Raw genomic sequence first — 20703 nt, 5'->3', positions numbered from 1 at the left:
GGCGGGTCCCGGAACCTGCGCCGTCAGCGTCGGTCGAACGCGCCGCTGCGAGCGCTCGACGGAGTGCGGCGGTTCAGAGTCCGAGTCGGTCGAGCTGCTCCTCGAACCGGATCTGGACGTCCTCGGGCTCGGCGTCGTCGGTCGCGGTCCAGATCGCGTCGAGTTCGGCTTGGACGTCGGTGGGGAGGGCGGCGAACTTCTCGTCCCAGGCGGCGATCGGCGTCCAGTAGCCGACGACCTTGAACCGCGTGGCCGGCAGTCCGAGCTCCCGGCGCAGGTACTTCCGCGCGTCCCGGAGGGCGACCGTCTCACCCGCCACCCAGACGTAGCCCTGATCGAGGGGGAGGCGCTCGTCGACGACGCTCCGGACCAGTCGTCCGAGTGCGCTCGGTCCGTGCCCGTTCCCGCCGACCACCCAGGTGACCAGCACATCGGGGCCCGTCTCGAACGCGATCCGGTCCTGCTCGGACGGCACCTCGAGCACCACCCGAGTCCGCAGACCGCGTGGCATCTGCGCGACGATCCGGCGGACGGCGGGCAGGCCGGAGAGGTCGGCCACCAACACCTGCCACTCGGTGTCCTCCGGAGGGTCGTACAGCCCGGTCGGCGAGTTCAGCCCGAGCACGTGCCCTGGCCGAGCCCGAACCGCCCACGGGCCGGCGACGCCCGCGTCGTGTGCGACGAAGTCGAGGTCGATCTCGCCGCGCTCCGGACGGGCGCCGGCGACCGTGTAGGTCCGCATCGGCGCCTGCGGGGTGCCCTCGGGCCACTCCCACCAGTCGCCGACGGGGAGGGGCAACGAGACATCCGTCGGGTCGTCGGCGTGGGGGAAGAAGACGCGGACGTACTCGTCGCCCGTCCCGGTGCTGATGAAGTCGGCGACGCCCGGACCACCGAGCGTGATGCGGATCAGATTCGGGCTCAAGGTGGTCGTCTCGGTGACGATGCCGTGGTGGATGTTCATGGGTGCTCCGGCTCTGGGATGGGGTCGGTGGATTCGATGGGGTCGGCGGGTTCGGTGGATTCGGCGGGTTCGGCGACGTGCTGGCGGTGGGCGAGCCAGGAGTCGCGGTAGGCGCCAGGGGCTGCGAGCAGTTCGTCATGGGTGCCGTGCGCGATGATCCGGCCGTCCGCGAAGACCGCGATCCGGTCGGCGGTCGCCGCCTGCTCCAGCCGATGCGCGATGAGGAGGGTGGTGCGGTCGGCCCGGAGCCGCAGCATCGCCGCTTCGACGGCTGCACGATGGTGCAGCCCGACGTCGGCGGTCGCCTCGTCCAGGATCACGATGGCCGGGTCCGCCAGGAGGGCTCTGGCGAGCGCGAGTTGCTGGATCCGGCCCTCGTCCAGCGGCACGGGCGCGTCGACCGAATCGGTCGGGTCCGGAGTCGGACCGTCCACGAGTCCGGCGACCGCCCATGCCGCGCCGACGGCGTGCACCGCGGCGACCATCTCCTCCTGGCTCGCGTCCGGCGCCCCGAGCCGGAGGTTGTCGGCGATCGAGCCGCGGAAGTGATGGAGCTCCTGCGACAGGGAATACGGGGTGTCGGCGACGTGCAGACTCCCAGACGTCGGTGCATGGTGCCCCGCGACGACCCGAGCCAGGGTGCTCTTGCCGGAACCGGAGGTGCCGACGAGTGCCGTGGTCGTGCCGCGCGGGACGTCGAGCGTGACCCCGACGATCCCGCGTCCGGTGGTCGGGTACCGGAACGTGAGGTCGCGCACCCGGATCGCCACTGCGTCGCCGCTGCCGTCGTCGGTCGGTGAGCCGGCCGTCGGCGAGCTCGCCGATGCGAGGTCGATGACCCCGACGAGGCGTGCCAGCCCCACGGTGGCGCGCTGGATGTCGTCGAGCCCGAAGATCACCTGGCCGACCGGGCCGAACAGTCGGTGGAACAGGAGGGCGGCCGTGGTCACGAGGCCGACGGTGACCGCCCCCTGCGCGTGGAGCAGGAATCCGGTCGCCAGGATCGCCGACAGCCCGACGAGTTCACCGCCGTTGATCCACCGGAAGAGCCGGTTCGCCACCCGCACGCCCTCGATCTGCGCGTCGATGGACGCTGCCGCGCGTTCGCCGACGCGCTCGATCGCGTGGTCGGCGGCGGCGAACGCGGTCAGCGTCTCCGCGCCGTGGACCGCGTCCAACACGGCCTGGCTGCGCGACGCCTCGCGCGTGCGGACCTCCCGGAACACGATCCGGGAGCGTCGGAGGAACGCCCGGGTCCCGATGACGTAGCACGGCGCGGCGGCGAGGCCTGCGAGGGCGAGCCAGGGGTCGAGGGCGGCCAGCGCGATCACCGACACGCCGATGGCGAACCCGGCGGACAGCAGGGTGGGGGCGACACCACCGCCGGCCTCGGCGACGGCGTCCACGTCGCCGGTCACCCGGGACAGCAGGTCGGCACTCTCGCCGTCGTCGATGGTGCTCACCGGGAGTCGCATGGCCGAGGCGAACACCTCCTCGCGCAGTTCGGCGAGCAGGTCCTGCACGAGGCCGGTGAGGACGCGCACGGCCCAGAGCATGACCACGACCGCGGCGACCGCGCCGACGGCGGCTCCGGCGACCCAGCCCGCGACGACGGACGGCCCGGCCTCCGAGGTGATGGCGTCCACGACCCGCCCGAGGCTGGAGGGCAGCACGACCCCGAGGGCGGAGGCCGCGAGGAACAGGACCACCACGGCAGCGGTCCGCCCACGGTGTCGGCGCAGCAGGGCGGCGACGACGGCGCGGACCCGAGCCGCCTCGGCGACCGGCAGCCGGGCGGTGGTCTCGGAGGTCATGTCTTCATCAGCCACGGTCGGCGTCCTCTCCGCGACCGACCCCGACGACCCGGTCGCAGGCGTTGAGGAGGACGGCGGAGGTCGTGATGACCACGACGGTGCCGTCGTGCTCCGCCAGGGCACGCGCGATGCGGGTCTCGGTCAGTACGTCGACCGCTGACGTCGGTTCGTCGAGGACGAGCACCTTCGCCTCGGCGTGCAGTGCCCGCGCGATCCCGACGCGTTGGCGCTGTCCGCCGGAGAGCCGTCGGCCGGCCTCGCCGACCGGCGACGACCAGCCGCCGAGCTGGACCACCGCGTCGTCGAGCGCGGCCATGGCGACGAACGCCGGGTCGGGGTCGCCGGTCATGCCGTGTCCACGCACCGCGTCGGCCAGAGTGCCGCTCATGACCCGCTGCTCGTGCGGCGGGGCGAGCACCCGCCGGCGGTAGGCGACCGGGTCGAGGTCCTGTTGATCGACGAGCACGCCGTCGACGGCGAGCGAGACGCTGCCGCGGGCGGCGGGGGTCCGCATGCCCAGCAGGCGGGAGAGGGAGCGCGCCGCGTCGCTGTCCGTGGGACGGACGGCGAGCAGCTCGCCGGCCCGCACATGCACCCGGGGCTCGGCGTCGCCCGCCCGGAAGGACAGGACGACGTCCCCCGCGGGGCTGGCGGACGATCCAGCCGGCTCCACGGGCTCGTCGAGGAGGTCGTCGGCGTCGACGACCGCGGCCAGCCGTTTGGCGGAGGCCAGCTTGTGGATCCAGTTGGACGGGAACGACCCGACCTGCGCGAGGTAGCCGCTGATGAACTGCGCCAGCCCGAGCACGGTCACCAACTCGCCGATGCTGATGCGGCCTGCAGCGGCGAACCAGGCGGACAGTCCCACGAGGGCGGCCGTCACCAGCGCCGCCAGGGTGCCGCTCACCGCTTCGGAGGTGGCGAGGGAGCGACCGGCCACGGTCGCCGCCTGTCTCGAGACGTCGCTGGCGGCCCGGTATCGTCGCTCGGCCTCGCCTCGCCCGCCGATGCCGACGAGGACCCGGAACCCGCTCATGAAGTCGGCGGCGACCGCGCCCGCCTCCGTCGCGGCCCGCTGCTCCGCGAGCCCGCGCAGCTCCAGCGGGTTGGAGACGAGGCGCATCACGAGCATCATGCCGATGGTGGCGGCGAACACCACGACCGTGGCGACCGGGGAGATCACCGACATCGCGAGCGCCGCGCCGATGATCGCGGCGATCGTGGCGCACTGCTGTGCGACCGACCACGCGACGCCGGCGACGCGATACGTGTCGGAGGTGACGACCGTCAGGGCCTCACCCGGGCTCAGGATCCGTCGGGACAGTCGTGGCCGGAGCATCCGCGAGAGGGTGAGGTGTCGGAGGGCCTGCTCGCCGCGACCGTAGACCGACACCATGAGGCGGGACGCGGACTGGTAGCTGACGGTGAGGACGAGGAACGTGCCCACCAGGACGCCCATCCAGACCGAGAGGGCGACGGGATCCGAGGGGACCACCGCCTGATCGACGGTCGCACCGATGATGACGGGGATCGCCGCCTCCGACAGGGCGTGCACGATGAGGAGGACGGTCGCGGCCGCGAGTGCAGGCCCGCGCCCGTCCGCGACGAGGCCGATCCCGACGAGCCGAGCGGGGGAGCCGGTCACCGGTCCCGCCGCCCGAGCGGGAGCACCAACGGCGTGCCGGAGACGGGATCGGTGATGACCCGGCACGGCAGGTCGTAGACCGCTTCGACGAGCTCGGCGGTGATGATCTCCTGCGGGTCGCCCTGGGCGACGATCCCGCCGTCGCGCATGGCCACGAGATGGGTCGCGTAGCGTGCCGCGTGGTTCAGGTCGTGCAGGACGGCGACGAGGGTCGCCCCGTCGCGGTGAAGATCCGTGAACAGCTCCATCAGCTCGATCTGGTGTGCGATGTCGAGGAACGTCGTGGGTTCGTCGAGGAGGAGGTGTCCGGTCTGCTGCGCGAGGGCCATCGCGACCCAGACCCGTTGTCGTTGCCCGCCGGACAGTTCGTCGACCAGGCGTCGGGACAACTCGGTGACCCCGGTGGCGGCCATGGCCGCCGCGACGGCCTGCTCGTCGGCTCGGCTCCAGGTCCGCATGGCGCTCTGGTGCGGGAACCGTCCGCGTCCCACGAGATCGGCGACGGTGATGCCGTCAGGGGCGATCGCCGACTGGGGGAGCAGCCCGAGCCGGCGCGCGATGTCCTTGGACTTCAGGGTGCGGATGTCGTCGCCGTCGAGCAGCACGGCTCCGGTGGCGGGTCGCAGGAGCCGGGCGAGCCCGCGCAACAGGGTCGACTTCCCGCAGGCGTTCGGCCCGATGACGATGGTGAACGAGCCGTCGGGGATCTCGAGCGACAGCCCCGAGACGACGGGGGTGTCCCCGTAGCCCAGGCTCAGGTCGCGGGCGAGGAGCGTCGTGGTCATGGTGGTCCTTTCACGTGCGGCGCAGGAACTGCGCCGCCAGCAGGCAGGTGAGGTAGATGCCGCCGACCGAGACGGTCACCACGCCGACCGGCACGGCGACCAGCTGGGCGACGACGTCGGACACGACGACGAGGGCCGCGCCGGTCAGCATCACCGGCGCGAGCCCCATCGGGGTGTTCGAGCGGGTGAGCCGTTGGGCGATCTGCGGGGCCGCGAGCGCGATGAACGAGATGGGGCCGGCCGCGGCCGTGACGAGGGCCACGAGAGCCACGCCGATCACCATGGCGCCGAGGCGGGTGCGCCCGGGCCGGACGCCGAGCGCGGTGGCCGCGTCGTCGCCCATCTCGAGCACCGGGAGGGTGCGGCGGAGCGGGCGCGCGAGCACCGCGAGGACGAGGAAGGCGGTCGCGGCCGGGAGCAGCTGGTCGAAGCCGAGCGAGGCGAGCGATCCGGCGCCCCAGGTCGCCGCCATCATCGCCTGCTCGACACTGACCGAGATGAGGATCCAGGACGTGAGTGAGCCGAGTCCTGCCGAGACGCCGATGCCGACGATGATGAGGCGGAAGGACGACATCGTGTGCCGGTTCGCGAGCACCGCGACGAGCAAGGCCGTCAGCAGCCCGCCGACGAGTGCTCCGGCCGCCTTGAACAGGTACGTGTTGAGCCCGAGGACGAGCATCGTCAGCGTCACGCCGAACTGCGCTCCGACGCCGAACCCGATGATGTCCGGCGAGCCGAGCGGGTTGCGGGTGAGCGATTGGAAGATGCCTCCCGAGAGGGCGAGCGCCGCTCCGCAGAGCACCGCGAACAGCACGCGGGGGAGCCGCCACTCGAACACGACCTGGCGCACGTCGGGATCGGACGCCGGGTCGACGATCGCCTGGAGCACGGCGTCGAAGCCGATCGCGTATGCGCCGATCGTCGTCGCGGCGAGGCCGGCGCCGATGATCACCGCGACGAGCGCGAGGCACACGACGACGGACCGGACGGGGACGAGCGTCGCGAGATGCGCGGTGTCCACGCGGATCTGGCGGCGCCCGTGGTCGACGACGCTCACAGGCCGCTCACCCGCTTGCGGCGCACGAGCATGATCAGGATGGGCGCGCCGAGCAGGGCCGTGACGATCCCGACCCGGAGTTCGCCCGAGGGCAGCACGATCCTGCCGAGCACGTCCGCGAGCAGGAGGAAGGCCGGGCCGACCACCATCGAGGTGCTCAGCACCCAGCGCTGGTCCGGTCCGGTGAACCACCGGACGACGTGGGGGATCATGAGGCCGACGAAGGCGATGGGCCCCGCTGCCGCGACCCCGGTACCGGCCAGGATCGTGACCGCGACGACCACCCACACGCGCGTGCTGCGGACCCGTGCCCCCAGCGCCTGCGCGAGGTCGTCGCCGAGGGTCAGGGCGTTCAACGACCGGGCGCAGGCGAGGCCGATCAGGAGCCCCACGACGATCAGTGGTGCAGCCCACACGAGTTGGTCGAGGGTGCGTCCGCCGATCGACCCGACGCTCCAGAACCGCATGACCTGGAGGGAGCCCTCGTCGCGGAGCACGATCGCCGTCGTGAACCCGGTGCAGGCCGCACCGAGTGCGACCCCCGCGAGGGTCAGCTTCATGGGCGTCGCGCCAGAGGAGCCGACCGATCCCAGGACATACACGAGCAGCGTGAGGACGAAGGCGCCGGCGAGCGCGAACGGCACGTAGGCGCCGGGCGTCGTCAATCCCAGCACCCCGACGGCGAAGGTCACGGCGAAGGAGGCTCCGGCGTTCACCCCGAGGATGCCCGGGTCGGCGAGGGGGTTACGGGTGAAGGCCTGGATGAGCCCGCCGCACACCGCGAGCGCGGCACCGACGAGCACTCCGAGGAGGGTGCGGGGCACGCGCAGCTCGACGACCATCAGGTGCAGCGGGTTGTCGTGGTCGTAGGAGAACAGGGCGTGGAGGACGGTCACCGGGTCGATCGCGCGGTTGCCGACGGCGAGGGAGGCGATGGCGGCGGCGGCCAGGATCAGGGTCGCGACGAGGAGCCCGGTCGCGAGCACCGCGGTCCGGTGCGGGGAGTCGCTCGAGCGCTTCCCCGCACCGGACGTCGGGACGTCGGTGCCGTCGGCCGGGTCCAGCGTGGCTGGAGCAGCTGGCGGCTGAGACATCGTCGGGATCACTTCCCGTCGATGGTGGGCTCGCCCTGGAGGGCGGCTGCGAGGTCGTCGACGTAGCCCGGCAGCACGTACTGCAGGGACAGCACGGTCGGGGCGCTGATCGCCGAGGCCTTCGCGGCGTCGGCGTAGATCACGTAGGAGCCTGCGGCGATCGGCGCCCAGCGTGAGACGACGGCGTTCTCGACCGTGTACGTGCCCTCGGCAGCGCTGCCGCCCCAGGCGGCGAAGAGGTCGGCGTCGACGTCGTAGAGCTGCTCGAGGCTCACCCCGGTGTACCAGTTGTCGCCCTCGGCGCTCTGCAGGAAGCTGTCCATCGCCGACGTGGAGGTGAACCCGAGTGCCTCGGTGATGCGCACCCGCGGGTCGTATTCGAGGTAGACGCCGAGGTCGGTCCCGCCCTCGTTGAGGGTCAGGCCCCAGACGAAGGTCTTGTCGTCGAACTCCGGGTGGGCGTCGGCGAGCGAGGTGATGAGGGTCTCGGTCTCGGTGATGAGCTCTTCGGCCTTGGCCTCCTCCGACATCGCCTTCCCGACGGTGCGCGTCATGCCCTCCCAGGTGCCGGGGTTCCACGGGCCCTCGATGTACGGGACGGTCGGGGCGATCTCGGTGAGTCGCTCGTACTCGATGTCGGTCACCCCCGAGTACAGGCTGAGGATCAGGTCGGGCTTCAGGGACTTGATCGCCTCGTAGTTGGGGCCGTCGTCGACGAAGGGGATGATCTCGGGCAGCTCGCTGTACGCCTCGGTGACGTAGTCTTCGAACCAGGGCTGGTAGCCGCTCTCGCCGGCGCCCCAGACGGCTTCCACGCCGACGGGGTTCGTGCCGAGGGCCGCGACGATGTCGGGCGTCATCCAGCCGAGGGCGACGATCCGCTTCGGCTTCTCCGGGATGACCGTCTCGCCGTGTGCGTGTTCGATGACGACGCCGTCGCCCGCGGCCGTGGTCGATCCGGTGCCACCGGCGGCGGTGGAACACCCGACGAGGGCGAGGGCGGTGGCGACGACGACCGCGACGAGCGATGATCTGCGGCGGATGTTCGGGCGCGCGAGAACGTGCGACATTGAGCTCCTTCGGAGTGGTGGGGGAGAGGGCCGCTGCTGCGCGGCCGGAAGTTAGGTAAGCATGTCCTAACAGAACGATCGTAGGGCGCTCCGGCGGCGCGCGGTGTCGGCGAACCGACGACTTTTGTCGGGAATCCGCCAGCCTGCGCTCGGCTCCGGCCGATCAGCGCCAGTAGCGCTGGTGCGCCGGATCCGCCTGGACCCGCGCCACGTACTCCCGCGGCGTCATCCCGAAGCGGGTACGGAAGCTCGCCGAGAAGGCGCTCGAGGACGCGTAGCCACAGCGTCGCGCCGCAGCACCGATCGGTGTGCCGTCGACGATCAGGCGTGCGGCGAGCGTCATTCGGACACTCGTCCGCCACCGTGCGAAGCTCATCCCGATGTCGTGCTGGAAGATCCGCAGGACGGTCCGTTCGTGCAGTCCATGCGCCTCGAACAGGTCCAACGCGCTCCGCGGATCACCCGGATCGCCGAGGACCGCACGGACGAGCGGGCGCACGCGCTCATCGGACGGCATCGGGACCTCACCCCATCCGTCGGTGGCTTCGGGCGCGGGCTGCTGCAGCATCTCGATGAGCACGGCCTGCGCGCGGACACGGAGGTCGGTGGGCATGTCGTTCATTCCGAGGTGGAGGAGCATCTCCTGGACGGCGCGCGGCACCAGCACCTGCCGCACCTCGTCGACCGGCAGGATCAACGAGGCGCTCGGCAGGTACGTGTAGCAGCCCGTCGAATCGCGTTCATGATGCGCGGTGTGTGGTGTGTGCGCGGGGATCCACACGCCCTGGCCCGGGGCCAGACGCCACATCGCGTTCGGGAGATGCACCCACACCGTGCCGCGGTAACACCAGGCGAGCATGGCGTCCGGGTGCCGATGCGGCGGGGAGAGCGGGCGGCTCCCGGTGTCCTCGTCGGTGACGACACCGGTGCCCATGAGATACGGTTCAACGACCGACGACGGATGCTCAGGGCTCTCGTCCCAGTCCACCTGCCCGTAGGCGCTCACCGGGCGCCCCGAGCCGGACGACCGTCCACGCCGTCGAGACGTCGGGTCGCTGAGCCTGCCATGTCCGTCATGGTAGCCGCCCCGCTCCGACGACCTCCGTTCCGCTCGACGGCGACGCGCCTAGGATCGGTGCATGGGAGACCACCGCGAGCTGATCGTCGACCTCGATGTGCGCGCGTCCGAGGTCGAGTCCGCATTGGCGCAGCTGGAGCAGTCGCTGTCGTCGGACGGCTGGATCTCCCGCAGCGACACCGGCACGGATTGGCTGTACCCGGATCGCGTCGCGTTCCTGCTCGGGCAGACGGCCACGTCGCGGTTCCCGGTGCACGCGCGGGACTCGCTCGTCATCCTGACGGCACGCGAGCCCTACGGCGTCGGCGACGGCACGACCGACCCGGCCTGCCCGTCGTGCGGCTCACGCCTCAGCGCGGAGGTCGCCACGCCCGTCCTCGCCGCGTGGTGGGACGGCGACGAGCAGCTCACACGCTGCCCGGACTGCGGACTCCAGGCGTCCGTCGGCGACTGGAACCTCCTCGACTCCGTGGCGATCGGCGAACTGGCGGTCGCCCTCGACACCGCCAGTCCAGCGGTGGCCGATGCGCTCGCCGAACATCTCACCGCCACGACCGGACGACGCTGGGTTCGCACCCACCTGCACCTCTGAGGGAGCAAGCCCTGCCTCGAGGCTCAGCGGGGAGCTGCCGGATCCTCGACCGGGAGGCCGTCCTCGTCGAAGCCGACGCCGTGCTCGATGAGCCGTCGCTTCGCCTCGTTGTGCACGACGCCGCGTTTCCGCGGATCTGCCTCGAGGAGCCGGCGGAGCAGCTCATCGGTGGCATTCGGGTGCAGGGCGATCTCGATGCGGGCGCCCCAGAACCGGTCCTGCAGGAACAGTTCCAACGCCGCCGCATCCGCTGCAGGGTTGTGCGCGGCGGCGGCGCGGATCGCCTGGTTTGGGTCGCTCGCGAGGACGACGAAGTCGTCGAAGGTGCTCGCTGATCGTGCGAGCTCGTACCGACGTTCCTCGTCGGCGAGCTGCTCGGGCGTCTTGCGCTTGGCCACGGTGGTCCCTTCATCGTGTCGCCGTCAACCTACCCGTCAGGGGTCCGGACGACAACGGCGGCTTGCCCCGTCGGTCCCGACCGGGAACACTGGGGTCGCTGCATGGTCGTCATGAGCGGGATCTTCGGGGGAAGGAGCGGCGATGACTGCTGCACCGGGATGGTACGACGCGGGGACACCGGGCGAATTGCGCTGGTGGGACGGAACCCGGTGGACCGGGCAGGTGGCTGCCGCCGGCCCGAACGTCGGGCCCACGCCGCCGCACCGGGCTCCTGCGCCGTCGACCTCGCCGACCGGGTCGCCATCCGGCCCGCAGCCTGGGTGGTATCCGGCCGGGTCCGATCAGCTGCGGTGGTGGGACGGCTCGCACTGGACGGGGCTGCGGGTGAAGGACGGCAAGCCGGGCACGGACTGGGCGACCACCGAGCAGCCCACCCTGGCGTGGGTGTTCGCCTCGGTGTTCCTCGTCCTCGCGCTGTTGCAGTTCAGCCTGGGACTCCTGTCCAGCCACCTGTCGGCCAACGGTGTTCCCTTGGCGCTCGTGTCGATCCTCTGGTTCGGCATCGCCGCCAAGACGACCGCGGTGCGCCGGATCCCTCGGCCCACCGGTGAGCCCACGGTCATCGACGCGGTCCGCCCCTTGCCCGGCGAGCAGGACGGCCCCGGTGCCGGCTGGTATGACGTGTCGTCGCGGGCGACGAGGTGGTGGACCGGCTCACGGTGGGCCCAGTACGTCGGCACCCAGTACGGCGTCCGACCGACGTTCCACGGGGCGCGTGCGTTCCGCACGTATCTCGTCCTGTGCTGGGTGATCCTCGGTATCGGCGTACTCGGGCTGCTCATCGGTGTCGTGCTCGTCACCAACAGCTCCGACGACAGCTACGCCTTCCTCGGTGCGGCCATCGGCATCGTCGTCATCGCCGGCGGGGTGCTGTTCGGGGTACTCGGGGGCGTCCTCCTCGCCATGTCACGGACGCAGCGTCGCCTGCTGCTCCTCCCGGAGCTCCCGCCGGGACGGTGATCAGGAGGCGCTCAAGGGAGGACGGCCCGTCGTCCGCGGGTAGGCTCGTCACTCGGATGCGACGCGTCCGACCACCGACCCGAAGGGCGCACGATGACCACGCAGGAACTGACCATCTCGAACTTCGAGGACACCGTGTCGGCCGAGGGCATCGTCCTCGTCGACTTCTGGGCGGACTGGTGCGGCCCGTGCAAGGCGTTCGCGCCGGTCTTCGAGCAGTCGAGCGAGACCCACGGTGACGTCGTGTTCGCCAAGGTCGACACGGAGGCGAACCAGGAGCTCGCTGGCGGCATGCAGATCACGTCGATCCCGACGCTCATGGCGTTCCGCGACGGCGTCCTCGTCTTCTCCCAGGCCGGAGCCCTCCCGGCACCCGCGCTCGAGGACCTCATCTCGCAGGTACGCGGTCTCGACATGTCCGAGGTGCACGCGGCCATCGCCGCGGCGAAGGCCGAAGCCCAGGCCGAGTGAGCTGAGGCCCGCCGGGCACGTCAGGGGCGTTCCCCGACACCTGGCACGGCGAACGCCAGCTCGTGAACACCGGGCGACGGCAGCAGGACGCGCCGCCGCCCCGATGGTGCGCCGTCGGCGGAGTGGGGCGCGCACGGTCCGTGCGGGCCGGTGACGATGATCGTCGATCCGTCGTCCGGCAGCTCGACGATCACCTCGGCTGCGGCGAGGCGGAGTCGTGCGCTGGAGATGCGGTGATCACTCCACGTCGCGTCGACGCGGTGTCCACCACGGACTCGGAACCCCCGGAAGCTCCCGGCCGACCACTCGGCCGGGAGGGTCGGGAGGAGCGACACGACGCCGCCGTATCCCTGGACGAGCAGCTCGACGACACCGGCGGTCCCGCCCAGATTGCCGTCGATCTGGAACACGGCGTCGTGTTCGCCCATGGGGTGGAGATCGAGCAGCGAGGCCGATGACAGCGGTCCGAGCAGGGCGTCGAGCGCGTGCGACGCGAGTTCCGGCTCCCGGAGTCGCGCGGCCAGGCAGAGCACCCACGCCATGCTCCATCCGGTTCCACCGCCACCGTGCTCGAGTCGCTGTCGCAGGGCACCTCGGGCAGCGGCGAAGTCCTCCGGCGTCCCCGTCTCGGTGATCCGCGTCCCCGGGTACAGGCCGTACAGGTGGGAGAGGTGCCGGTGGCCGGGCTCGGTCGCCTCGCGTTCCGCCGCCCACTCCAGAAGGGCGCCGTCGTGACCGATCCGCGGGAGGCGGAGGGCGTCGAAGGCCCCCTGCGCTCGACCCACGAGGTCGACGTCCGCGATGCCGGCACCGACCCGCTCCGCGAGGGCGAGGTAGTCGCGCAGGCACTCGTGCACCAGCTCCTGGTCCATCGTCGCCCCGGCGCTCACCGCAGCCGAGGTCCCTACACCGACGACGAACCGGTTCTCCGGGGAGGTCGACGGACTCACCACGAGTGATCCGTCGGCATCGGTGACGAGCATGCCGAGGACGAATTCGACCACCGGCTCCACGACGCGCAGGACCGCCACCTCAGCGGCACGATCGGCGCCGTCGTCAAGACGGCGGTGGAGGTGCGCGACGAGCCAGGGGAGTGCGCTCGGCCAGTTCGCCCAATGGGCGTCGAGCGGCACGGCGTCCGTGTGTCGCCAGAGGTCGCTGTTGTGGTGGGCCGCCGCACCGGCGAGTCCGTAGGCGTCTCGAGCGGTGCGCCGCCCGGCCGTCACCAGCTCGCCGATGAAGCGCGCGAGCGGCTCGACCAGTCCACCGAGTCCCGTGCTCTCCGCCGGCCAGTAGGCCATCTGGAGGTTGATGTTGGTGGTGAAGTTCGCGCTCCAGGGTGGCCGCACCTGGTCGTTCCAGACGCCCTGGAGGTTCGCCGGTTCGCCGCCGGCTCGGGAACTGCCGATGAGGAGCGAGCGTCCGAGGTCGAAGTAGCGCTCCGCAGCGTCGGCCGACGCGGACGCCGATGCCGAGAGGTCCAGCTCGACCCGGTCGAAGAGCGACCGGTGGTCTGCCAGGTGTCTTGCGAGCAGCTCGTCGGCGGGTCGCCGCAGCGCACGCGCGACCGTCGTCCGCGTCCGGGCGAGCAGCGACGACGGATCGCCGAGCGGCCGTTCCCGCCAGCCGCGGTGTCCTGAACGCGCCCCGGCGACGAGGCGGAACCCGCCAGGGATCGGTTGCACCGCGAACATCAGCGCCCACGCCATGCCCGCATCGACGAGACCGTCCGGGTCCGGCAGGTCCGTCGCGTACCGGACGGCGTCGTGGTCGTCAACGCCGAGATACGAGGGCCGGACACCCGATGGTGCGCGCCCCGCGGACGACCACCAGCGGGTGTCGCCGACGATCTGCTCCTGCATCCTCGACGGGTGCGGTGTCTCGAAGCCGATGACCGGCTCGCGGACCCCGTCGCCCACCACCTCGACGACGAGCACCTCATCGGGTGCGGACACGAACGCGGTGAGCGTGTCCGCCCGCCCGCTCCAGGTACTCCGCGTCTCCACCACACCCCGCGCGGAATCGTGGGTCCGCCGCGAGCGCCCACCATCGTCAGGTGGTGCGTAGTCGACGGTGAGCCGGCCGAGCGGCTGGAAGGACTCCGTGAACGTCGTCCCGCGGAGGGCGGCCGCGCGGGCGTCGGCCGCCAGCGGGTCGTCGTCGATGATCGCCCGGCGCACCGAGTCGAGGGCGGTGTGAGCCGAGCGCGGTGGCGACGCACCGTCCGGCCGTCTCGGACCTCCCGACCACAGGGTGTCGAGGGACAGGTCGATGCCCTCCCGTCCCGGCACGCCGTCGAGCGCCGCGCCGAGGGTGCCGTTCCCGATGAGGAACCGGTCGACGAACCGCGTGGCCGATTCCTCGAGCTCGAGCCGATGCCGTGCGACGAGCCGCTGCCGCCGCGGGTCCATCAGTCGTCGATCCGGAGGAGGGCCGCGCCGTGCGCGGTCAGGGACAGGTCGACAGCGCCACCCGCGACGGGTACCGGCTGGGCGCTCCACAGCTCGGTGACGGACGACCGGTCGGCGCACCCGAGATCGGCCAGGTGCACCCGCAGCTCGACGTCCGCATCGCCGAGCCAGAAGACCGCACGCCATCGGGTCTCACCGAGCTCCGCCGCCCACACCACGAGGTCGCCGTCGCGGATGATCTCCCGGCTGCCGTCACTGCCGAGCAGCGCGAGCACGTCCGGGTTCGTCAGGAGAGCGAGCGTGTGCGCCGGGGTGTCGGGGAGATGGCCCCCGACGAAGAGCGGTGATCTGGCGACGCACCAGAGCGTCATGAGCGTCTGCTGCTCGGCCGCGGTGAGGCGGCTCAACCGGTCCGCACCGACGTGGGCGCGGATGCCGATCCGCCCGAGCGGCAGCATGTCCGCATCGGCCCACGCCCCCGGGCGCTGTTGGGGTGCCCAGCGGGCGAGTCGCTGGAACTGTTCGTGCACCGCCGACCAGTCGTCCCAGAGGTCGTCGGAGATCCGCCACAGCTGGGCGGTCGATCGCAGGGTGTCCAGATGCTCGGTGGAGAGCCGCTTGCCGGGGGACAGGCTGAGCACCATCGGGCGACCGCTCGAGTCGATCGCCCGCGAGATGGCCTCGATCTCCGCGGTCTGGATGGGCGGGTACAGCACGTCGTCGAGTTTGACGAAGTCGACGCCCCAGTCGGCGAGCTGCGCCATGACCGAGTCGTAGTAGGCCTGAGCACCAGGCGCGCTCATGTCGACGCCCAGGTTGTCCGGGTTCCACGGACACACGTTGCTCGGATCGGCGACCTCGGCGCAGGTGGCCGTCGAGCCGAGGATCGGCAGGTCGAGTTCGACGGCCAGGCGCGGGACGCCACGCATGAGGTGCACCCCGAAGCGGAGTCCGAGCGCGTGCACCCGGTCGGCGAGGGCGCGGAACCCGCCGGACGCCGCGGACGGGAACCGGTTCGGCGCTGGTTGTGGCCGACCCCAGGCGTCCAGCGTCGGGCGGGAGACGCGTTCGTAGTCGTCGACCCCCGGCGCCGCCTCGTACCACTGGATGTCCACGACCACCGTGTCCCAGCCGACAGGGAGCAGGTGCTCGGCGAGGAAGGCCGCGTTGGCGAGCACCTCGTCCTCCGTGACGGACCCGCCGAAGCAGTCCCAGCTGTTCCACCCCATCGGCGGACGGGCGGCCTGCGACCGACGTTCGGCGCGCACGGTGGTGTCCGCGTCGTCCACCCAGCTCATGAGGCGACGACCTGAGCCGTGATCGTGGCGAAGGAATGCGGCGGCAGCGTCACCCGGAGACCGGTGGCGGTGACATGGAGGTCGGACAGCGATCGTGGCGACACGGCGTCGGTCTCGCCTGGGCGGTTGTGGGCGTCGGGCCGCGCGGCGGTGAGCAGTCGCCCGTGCGGGGCCGTCACCGATCCGCCACGGAGGTCGATCTCGACGACGAGCGGTGTGTCGAGGTCGACGTTCGTCAGCGAGCAGTGCAGGACGCCGTCCTTGACACTCGCCGAGGCCGAGACGGTCGGGATCCCCGGCGCCGAGGTGTCGGCCACCCGGCTCGGCCCGACCACGCGGGTCGGGAGCGAGGTGGCGTCCTGGTGCCGGCTGTTCATCTCGAAGACGTGGAAGGTCGGCGTGCGGACCATCTCACCGCCGTCGGGATCGGTCAGGAGCATCGCCTGCAGGACGTTGACCGTCTGGGCGATGTTCGCCATGCGCAGCCGTCCGGCGAACCGGTGGAACACGTCGAAGTGCCAGGCCGCCACCATGGCGTCGCGGATGGTGTTCTGCTGGAACAGGTGACCCGGATGCGTACCCGGTTCGACATCCCACCAGGTGCCCCACTCGTCGAGCACCATGCCGAGCCGTTCCTCCGGGTCGTACACGTCCATGACGGCGGCATGCGACGACAGGAGTCGCTCGACCCCCTGGGCCGCGGCGATCGTGCTCCAGTACTCGGCGGCGTCGAACCCGGTCGCGCTGCCCTTCGCTTTCCAGCTGCCGCCGATCGTGTAGTAGTGCACCGAGACGGCTTCCCAGGGCGTCGCCGAGAACGGGTGGGTGGCGACGTCCTCGACGACCTCCATCAGGGTCTTCGTCCAGGCGACGTCGAAGCCGTCGGCACCGGCCGCGATCCGGTAGAGCGGGACCTTCCCACCGCTCTCGCAGAACGTGCCGAACTGGCGTGCCAGGTCCGCGTAGGCGCCGGCGCGCAGGTTGCCGCCGCACCCCCACGGTTCATTGCCCAGCCCCCAGAACGGCACGTCCCAGGGTTCGTCGCGGCCGTTCGCTCGGCGCAACTCCGCCATCGGCGTCTCACCGGCGCCGGTCAGGTACTCGATCCAGTCGGCCATCTCCTGCACCGTGCCCGAACCGAGATTGCCCGAGATGTAGGCGTCGGCACCGAGGAGTTCGCACAGCTCCATGAACTCGTGGGTGCCGAACGCATTCGTCTCGCTCGTCCCGCCCCACTGGGTGTTGATGAGCTTCGGGCGGTCCTCGCGAGGTCCGACACCGCTCGTCCAGTGGTAGCGGTCCGCGAAGCAACCGCCCGGCCACCGGAGGTTCGGGATGCGCAGTTCGCGGAGCGCCTCCACGACGTCGAGCCGGATCCCGCCGACGTTCGGGACGGGCGAGTCCTCGCCGACCCAGAAGCCGTCGTAGATGCCTCGTCCGAGGTGTTCCGCGAAGTGGCCGTAGACGTGTCGGCTGATGGTGGGGCCTGGTCGGTCGAGGTCGACGGTGACGGTCGCAGTGGAGTCCATGAGTGGTCCTGTTCTGTGCGGCTTGGCGCGGGTCAGACGGCGGTCACGAGGATCGTGATCACGCGGTCGGGCTGGAAGGTGGGGAGGTCGAGGCCGATGACGGAGAGCTGGCCACCGCTCAGCACGGGTGCCGAGGCGAGCATGGCCGGGTCGGCGTCGAGTGGCGGTGCGTCTCGAAGCCAGGTGGGGATCACCCAGCGAGGGCCGAGGGAGTCGTCCTGGGCGACGGCGAGGCGGTAGTGGCGGTTCGGGTGGAGTCCGGGGAGGCGGACCCGACGCCGGGAGTCGGCCGACCGCGGGGGAGTCACGAGGGTGTACAGCGCGCTGCCACCGTCTTCGGCGACCACGCCGCGCAGCGTCGGGGCATCGTCGTCCCACTCGCCGTCGCCGACGACGCGGCCGGAGGCGATGAGGGCCCGGTGACGCTTGAACACGCCGATCCACCGGGCGGCGACCGCGCGCTCGTCCTCGTCGAGCTCGCGCAGGTCCCACTCCACACCGAAATGCCCGAGCAGCGCGATCGCGCTCCGGGTGTGGAGCGTGTGCGTGCGTCCGGTCGTGGCCGATCGTGCCGAGGCCACGTGGGATCCGAGCATCTCGGGTGGCACGAGGAGCCCTGTCCACCGGAGCATCCGTGCGCGCTCGATCGGGTCGTGGTTGTCGGAGGTGTGGACGCGATCGGTCCGTTCCAGGATGCCGAGGTCGATGCGGCCTCCACCCGACGCACAGCTCTCGATCTCGAGCTGCGGGTGCCTCGACCGGAGCTCGTCGAGCAGACGGTAGAGGGCTTCGGTCTGGTCGTGCACGGCCGCGCGGCCGGACGACGGATGGCCGGCGTCGACGAGGTCGCGGTTGTGGTCCCACTTGAGGTACGCGATCCCCAGCTCGGTGACCAGCATGTCGATGGATCGGAGGAGGTACTCGAAGGCCGCCGGGTTGGTGAGATCGAGCACCTGCTGGTGTCTGACGGGCGGCGGGAGCTCGTCTCGCGCCCGGAGGATCCAGTCCGGGTGCTCCCTGGCGAGGTCGGAGTCCTCGTTGATCATCTCGGGTTCGAACCAGAGGCCGAACTCCAGGCCGAGTGTCCGGACCCGGTCGGCGAGTGGTGCGAGACCGTCCGGCCAACGTTCGGGGTCCGGGGTCCAGTCACCGAGGCCACGGGTGTCGTCGTGTCGCCCGCGGAACCACCCGTCGTCGAGCACGAAACGTTCGACGCCGAGGTCCGCAGCGTGGGTCGCCAGTTCGGTCAGCACGTCGAGGTCGTGATCGAACAGGACCGCCTCCCAGACGTTCAGGGTGACGGGGCGCGGACGACGAGCCGCCCGCGAGGTCGAACGGAGCCACCGGTGGTAGCGCGACGACGCGTCGTCGAGGCCGACACCGTAGGCGCCGTACACCCATGGCGTCCGGTGGTCCTCGCCCGGGCCGAGCCGGATCTCGCCGGGCAGGAGCAGCTCGCCGCCACGGAATGCGAGGTGTCCGTCGGTGCGTTCGACACCGATGGTGTGGTTGCCGCTCCACCCCACGTGGCACAGCCACACCTCACCCTGCCGACTGTCGAACCCGGGCGTCCCGACCGCGGTCACCCCCGTGGCGTCGAGACCGGGTCGACCGTGCCGTGATTCGCGGAGGTGCGTACCCGTCACGACGGGATGACGTTGCGGAAGCTTCTCGGTGCCCCACCGCCCGGCGAAGTCGAGGATCTCGCGCGCAGACGTCGGGATCGCGAGGGCGGGGACGACGCCCTCGATCTCGAGGAGGTCGTCACCGCGGTTCGAGACGGTCGTGCGGGTGCGCAGCAGGCCGCTCGGCGTCAGTTCGACCTCCAGAAGCACCGCGGTGCCGGTCTGTGCGTCGACCGCCGTCACCGCGACCGGCGCGGCACCGCACTGCAGCACCTCGCCGGCCCGCAGAGCTCGACCGTCGACCTCGACCGAGGCGACGTCGAAGCGCGACGACCAGGCGGTCCCTGCCCGATGCGCACGGAGGCCGGGGAGACCCGACCAGCCCAGCGTGTGTTCGGGCAGGAGGCTCGGCTCGTACGGTGCGTCCGAACCGTCGACGAGGTCGCCGCGCACGCTGGCCGCGGCCGAGGTCAGCCAGTCGACGTCGTCGCCGTGGACGGCTGCTCCCCAGTGCGCGATCACCGGGAGACGGGTCCCGCGTTGGACGAGGACGACGGAGACGCCGTCGCACTGCAGATGGACGACGCGGAGCTCTGGCGTCGCTGGGAGATCGGACATGGTTCCTCCGAACCGGTCGATGAGGTGGGTCGGGTGGCCGGAAGGGCCGAAGGTCAGGCGGAGTCGCGGACGACGAGGGTGGTGTCGAGCCAGCGCGGAGCGGCCGGCCGGCCGGCGATGAGCTCCATGACGAGTTCCGCTGCGACCCGGCCCATCTGCTCCAACGGTTGACGGACCGAGGTCAGGGGCGGTTCTGCCGTGGCCGCGACGACCGTGTCGTCGAAGCCGACGAGCGCGATGTCGTCCGGGACGGTCCGACCGCTGGCCTCGAGGACGCGCATCGCCCCGACCGCCATGAGGTCCGAGCCCGCGAAGACGGCGTCGAGGTCCGGGTATCGGGAGAGTAGCCGTGCCATGGCCGACGACCCGCTCGGCATGGTGAAGTCGCCTCGGGCGATCGCCCGGGTGTCGAGCCCGCGTTCGGTGAGGACGTCCCGCCACCCTCGGACGCGGTCGCTGGAGGCGGCCATGTCGGCGGGGCCGGAGATGACGCCGATCCGCGTGCGGCCGAGGGCGATCAGGTGTTCGGCCGCGAGACGGCCACCCGCGTAGTTGTCGGAGTCGACGAAGGTGACGTCTTCCGTGTGCTCACCCATCGGGCGGCCGACGAAGACGATCGGGAGGTCGACCGGAGCGAGCGCCTGGGTGATCGTGCTGATCTCGTGCTGCAGGATCACCACCGCCCCGTCCACGTAGTGCGCCGCCAGGTAGGCGACGAGCGCGTCGAGCTGGTGCGGGTCAGCAAGGAAGAGCGCGGGTTGCTGGGCCGCCGAGAGGAGCGCTGCGGTCGCGCCCTTGAGCGGTGCCGCGACGAACGATCCGGAGAACGGTTCGAGTTCACCGGCCGCGAGGACGATCGCGACGGCGCCGGTCCTGCCGCCGGCCAGCGATCGGGCCGCGACGTTCGTCCGGTACGCGAGTTTCACGGCCGCCTCCCGGACGGCGACGACCATCGACGCGTCGACCGTCGATGCACCGGCGAGGACCCGCGAGGCGGTCGCTCGGGAGACGCCGGCCTCTCGGGCGACGTCGACCAGGGTCGGTTTGCGCATCCTCGCTCCTTTGCGATCGTCCACCTGCCGGTGGTCTGGTGACGAGCATCGCAGAGTCCGAGAGAGCGGTCTCCGAGTTGCGCAATATTGACCTGGTGCCCCGGAACCCCGCTGCCTATGGTGATCACCACGCCCGAACGGTCCGGATGCTTCCCGATCCAGTCGACATCGGCGCGAGCCG

17 protein-coding genes are annotated in these 20703 nt (G+C 71.4%); 3 read left to right on the top strand and 14 right to left on the bottom strand.

Translation table 11 applies throughout. The features are described 5' to 3' along the window. Positions 1-73: 73 nt before the first annotated feature. From QRN27_RS00215 to QRN27_RS00180, 8 genes are all read right to left on the bottom strand, one after another. A complete protein-coding gene (locus tag QRN27_RS00215) occupies positions 74-964 on the bottom strand; it encodes a siderophore-interacting protein (RefSeq protein ID WP_285040191.1) in 891 nt (296 codons plus the stop codon). Next, positions 961-2793 (bottom strand): ABC transporter ATP-binding protein, encoded by a 1833-nt coding sequence (locus QRN27_RS00210; RefSeq protein ID WP_285040189.1) that lies wholly within the window; start codon positions 2791-2793, stop codon positions 961-963. The genes QRN27_RS00215 and QRN27_RS00210 overlap by 4 nt, the downstream gene beginning before the upstream one ends. After that, positions 2786-4423 carry an ABC transporter transmembrane domain-containing protein gene (locus QRN27_RS00205; RefSeq protein WP_285040188.1) on the bottom strand — a complete coding sequence of 546 codons (1638 nt, stop codon included), beginning with the start codon at positions 4421-4423 and terminating at the stop codon, positions 2786-2788. Before QRN27_RS00205 ends, QRN27_RS00210 begins: the two co-directional genes overlap by 8 nt. Further along, positions 4420-5208 (bottom strand): ABC transporter ATP-binding protein, encoded by a 789-nt coding sequence (locus QRN27_RS00200; protein ID WP_285040187.1) that lies wholly within the window; start codon positions 5206-5208, stop codon positions 4420-4422. Before QRN27_RS00200 ends, QRN27_RS00205 begins: the two co-directional genes overlap by 4 nt. 10 nt (positions 5209-5218) lie before the next feature. After that, a complete protein-coding gene (locus QRN27_RS00195; protein WP_285040186.1) occupies positions 5219-6265 on the bottom strand; it encodes a FecCD family ABC transporter permease in 1047 nt (348 codons plus the stop codon). Continuing rightward, on the bottom strand, positions 6262-7359 hold the full coding sequence (locus QRN27_RS00190; RefSeq protein WP_285040185.1) for a FecCD family ABC transporter permease: 1098 nt from the start codon (positions 7357-7359) through the stop codon (positions 6262-6264). Before QRN27_RS00190 ends, QRN27_RS00195 begins: the two co-directional genes overlap by 4 nt. Before the next feature lie 8 nt (positions 7360-7367). Further along, a complete protein-coding gene (locus QRN27_RS00185) occupies positions 7368-8429 on the bottom strand; it encodes an ABC transporter substrate-binding protein (protein WP_285040183.1) in 1062 nt (353 codons plus the stop codon). A gap of 163 nt (positions 8430-8592) precedes the next feature. After that, positions 8593-9435: a helix-turn-helix transcriptional regulator gene (locus QRN27_RS00180; protein ID WP_285040182.1), complete on the bottom strand. Its 843-nt coding sequence runs from the start codon at positions 9433-9435 to the stop codon at positions 8593-8595. 133 nt (positions 9436-9568) lie between these two features. Here QRN27_RS00180 and QRN27_RS00175 point away from each other — a divergent pair, with 133 nt between their 5' ends. Next, complete coding sequence (locus QRN27_RS00175) at positions 9569-10099, top strand: hypothetical protein (protein ID WP_285040180.1); 531 nt, start codon at positions 9569-9571, stop codon at positions 10097-10099. Positions 10100-10122: 23 nt separating this feature from the next. On the opposite strand, the gene QRN27_RS00170 is transcribed toward QRN27_RS00175, so the two are convergent. Continuing rightward, positions 10123-10497 (bottom strand): hypothetical protein, encoded by a 375-nt coding sequence (locus QRN27_RS00170; protein WP_285040178.1) that lies wholly within the window; start codon positions 10495-10497, stop codon positions 10123-10125. A 142-nt stretch (positions 10498-10639) separates the two neighbouring features. Here QRN27_RS00170 and QRN27_RS00165 point away from each other — a divergent pair, with 142 nt between their 5' ends. Both QRN27_RS00165 and trxA read left to right on the top strand, forming a co-directional pair. Then, the gene (locus QRN27_RS00165) at positions 10640-11518 is read left to right on the top strand and encodes a DUF2510 domain-containing protein (protein WP_285040177.1); all 879 of its coding nucleotides are present in this window, start codon (positions 10640-10642) and stop codon (positions 11516-11518) included. 93 nt (positions 11519-11611) lie between these two features. Beyond that, a complete protein-coding gene (trxA, locus tag QRN27_RS00160; protein WP_056777642.1) occupies positions 11612-11989 on the top strand; it encodes a thioredoxin in 378 nt (125 codons plus the stop codon). 20 nt (positions 11990-12009) lie between these two features. Here trxA and QRN27_RS00155 read toward each other — a convergent pair whose 3' ends face one another. The 5 genes from QRN27_RS00155 to QRN27_RS00135 are packed head-to-tail and all read right to left on the bottom strand — an operon-like array spanning position 12010 to position 20522. Continuing rightward, a complete protein-coding gene (locus QRN27_RS00155) occupies positions 12010-14400 on the bottom strand; it encodes a glycosyl hydrolase family 95 catalytic domain-containing protein (RefSeq protein WP_285040175.1) in 2391 nt (796 codons plus the stop codon). Beyond that, complete coding sequence (locus tag QRN27_RS00150) at positions 14400-15698, bottom strand: glycoside hydrolase family 27 protein (RefSeq protein WP_285040173.1); 1299 nt, start codon at positions 15696-15698, stop codon at positions 14400-14402. Before QRN27_RS00150 ends, QRN27_RS00155 begins: the two co-directional genes overlap by 1 nt. Further along, positions 15695-17227 carry an alpha-N-arabinofuranosidase gene (locus tag QRN27_RS00145; protein ID WP_285040171.1) on the bottom strand — a complete coding sequence of 511 codons (1533 nt, stop codon included), beginning with the start codon at positions 17225-17227 and terminating at the stop codon, positions 15695-15697. Before QRN27_RS00145 ends, QRN27_RS00150 begins: the two co-directional genes overlap by 4 nt. A 32-nt stretch (positions 17228-17259) precedes the next feature. Continuing rightward, positions 17260-19470, bottom strand: a complete 2211-nt coding sequence (locus QRN27_RS00140; protein WP_285040169.1) for an alpha-galactosidase — start codon at positions 19468-19470, stop codon at positions 17260-17262. Between the two features lie 53 nt (positions 19471-19523). After that, positions 19524-20522: a LacI family DNA-binding transcriptional regulator gene (locus QRN27_RS00135; RefSeq protein ID WP_285040167.1), complete on the bottom strand. Its 999-nt coding sequence runs from the start codon at positions 20520-20522 to the stop codon at positions 19524-19526. Positions 20523-20703 lie beyond the last annotated feature (181 nt).

The sequence above is a fragment of the Plantibacter sp. LMC-P-059a genome, from assembly GCF_030209505.1.
Taxonomy (GTDB): Bacteria; Actinomycetota; Actinomycetes; order Actinomycetales; family Microbacteriaceae; genus Plantibacter.
Note: the sequence above shows the minus strand (reverse complement) of the source record. Positions and strands in the feature narration are given on the sequence as shown.

What these genes read in the sequence shown, in the direction of transcription:
- QRN27_RS00145 (WP_285040171.1), bottom strand. Translation starts at nt 17,227, where the DNA reads ATGGACTCCACTGCGACCGTCACCGTCGACCTCGACCGACCAGGCCCC.
- QRN27_RS00155 (WP_285040175.1), bottom strand. Translation starts at nt 14,400, where the DNA reads ATGGACCCGCGGCGGCAGCGGCTCGTCGCACGGCATCGGCTCGAGCTC.
- QRN27_RS00175 (WP_285040180.1), top strand. Translation starts at nt 9,569, where the DNA reads ATGGGAGACCACCGCGAGCTGATCGTCGACCTCGATGTGCGCGCGTCC.
- QRN27_RS00200 (WP_285040187.1), bottom strand. Translation starts at nt 5,208, where the DNA reads ATGACCACGACGCTCCTCGCCCGCGACCTGAGCCTGGGCTACGGGGAC.
- QRN27_RS00135 (WP_285040167.1), bottom strand. Translation starts at nt 20,522, where the DNA reads ATGCGCAAACCGACCCTGGTCGACGTCGCCCGAGAGGCCGGCGTCTCC.
- QRN27_RS00190 (WP_285040185.1), bottom strand. Translation starts at nt 7,359, where the DNA reads ATGTCTCAGCCGCCAGCTGCTCCAGCCACGCTGGACCCGGCCGACGGC.
- QRN27_RS00140 (WP_285040169.1), bottom strand. Translation starts at nt 19,470, where the DNA reads ATGTCCGATCTCCCAGCGACGCCAGAGCTCCGCGTCGTCCATCTGCAG.
- QRN27_RS00150 (WP_285040173.1), bottom strand. Translation starts at nt 15,698, where the DNA reads ATGAGCTGGGTGGACGACGCGGACACCACCGTGCGCGCCGAACGTCGG.
- trxA (WP_056777642.1), top strand. Translation starts at nt 11,612, where the DNA reads ATGACCACGCAGGAACTGACCATCTCGAACTTCGAGGACACCGTGTCG.
- QRN27_RS00165 (WP_285040177.1), top strand. Translation starts at nt 10,640, where the DNA reads ATGACTGCTGCACCGGGATGGTACGACGCGGGGACACCGGGCGAATTG.
- QRN27_RS00185 (WP_285040183.1), bottom strand. Translation starts at nt 8,429, where the DNA reads ATGTCGCACGTTCTCGCGCGCCCGAACATCCGCCGCAGATCATCGCTC.
- QRN27_RS00215 (WP_285040191.1), bottom strand. Translation starts at nt 964, where the DNA reads ATGAACATCCACCACGGCATCGTCACCGAGACGACCACCTTGAGCCCG.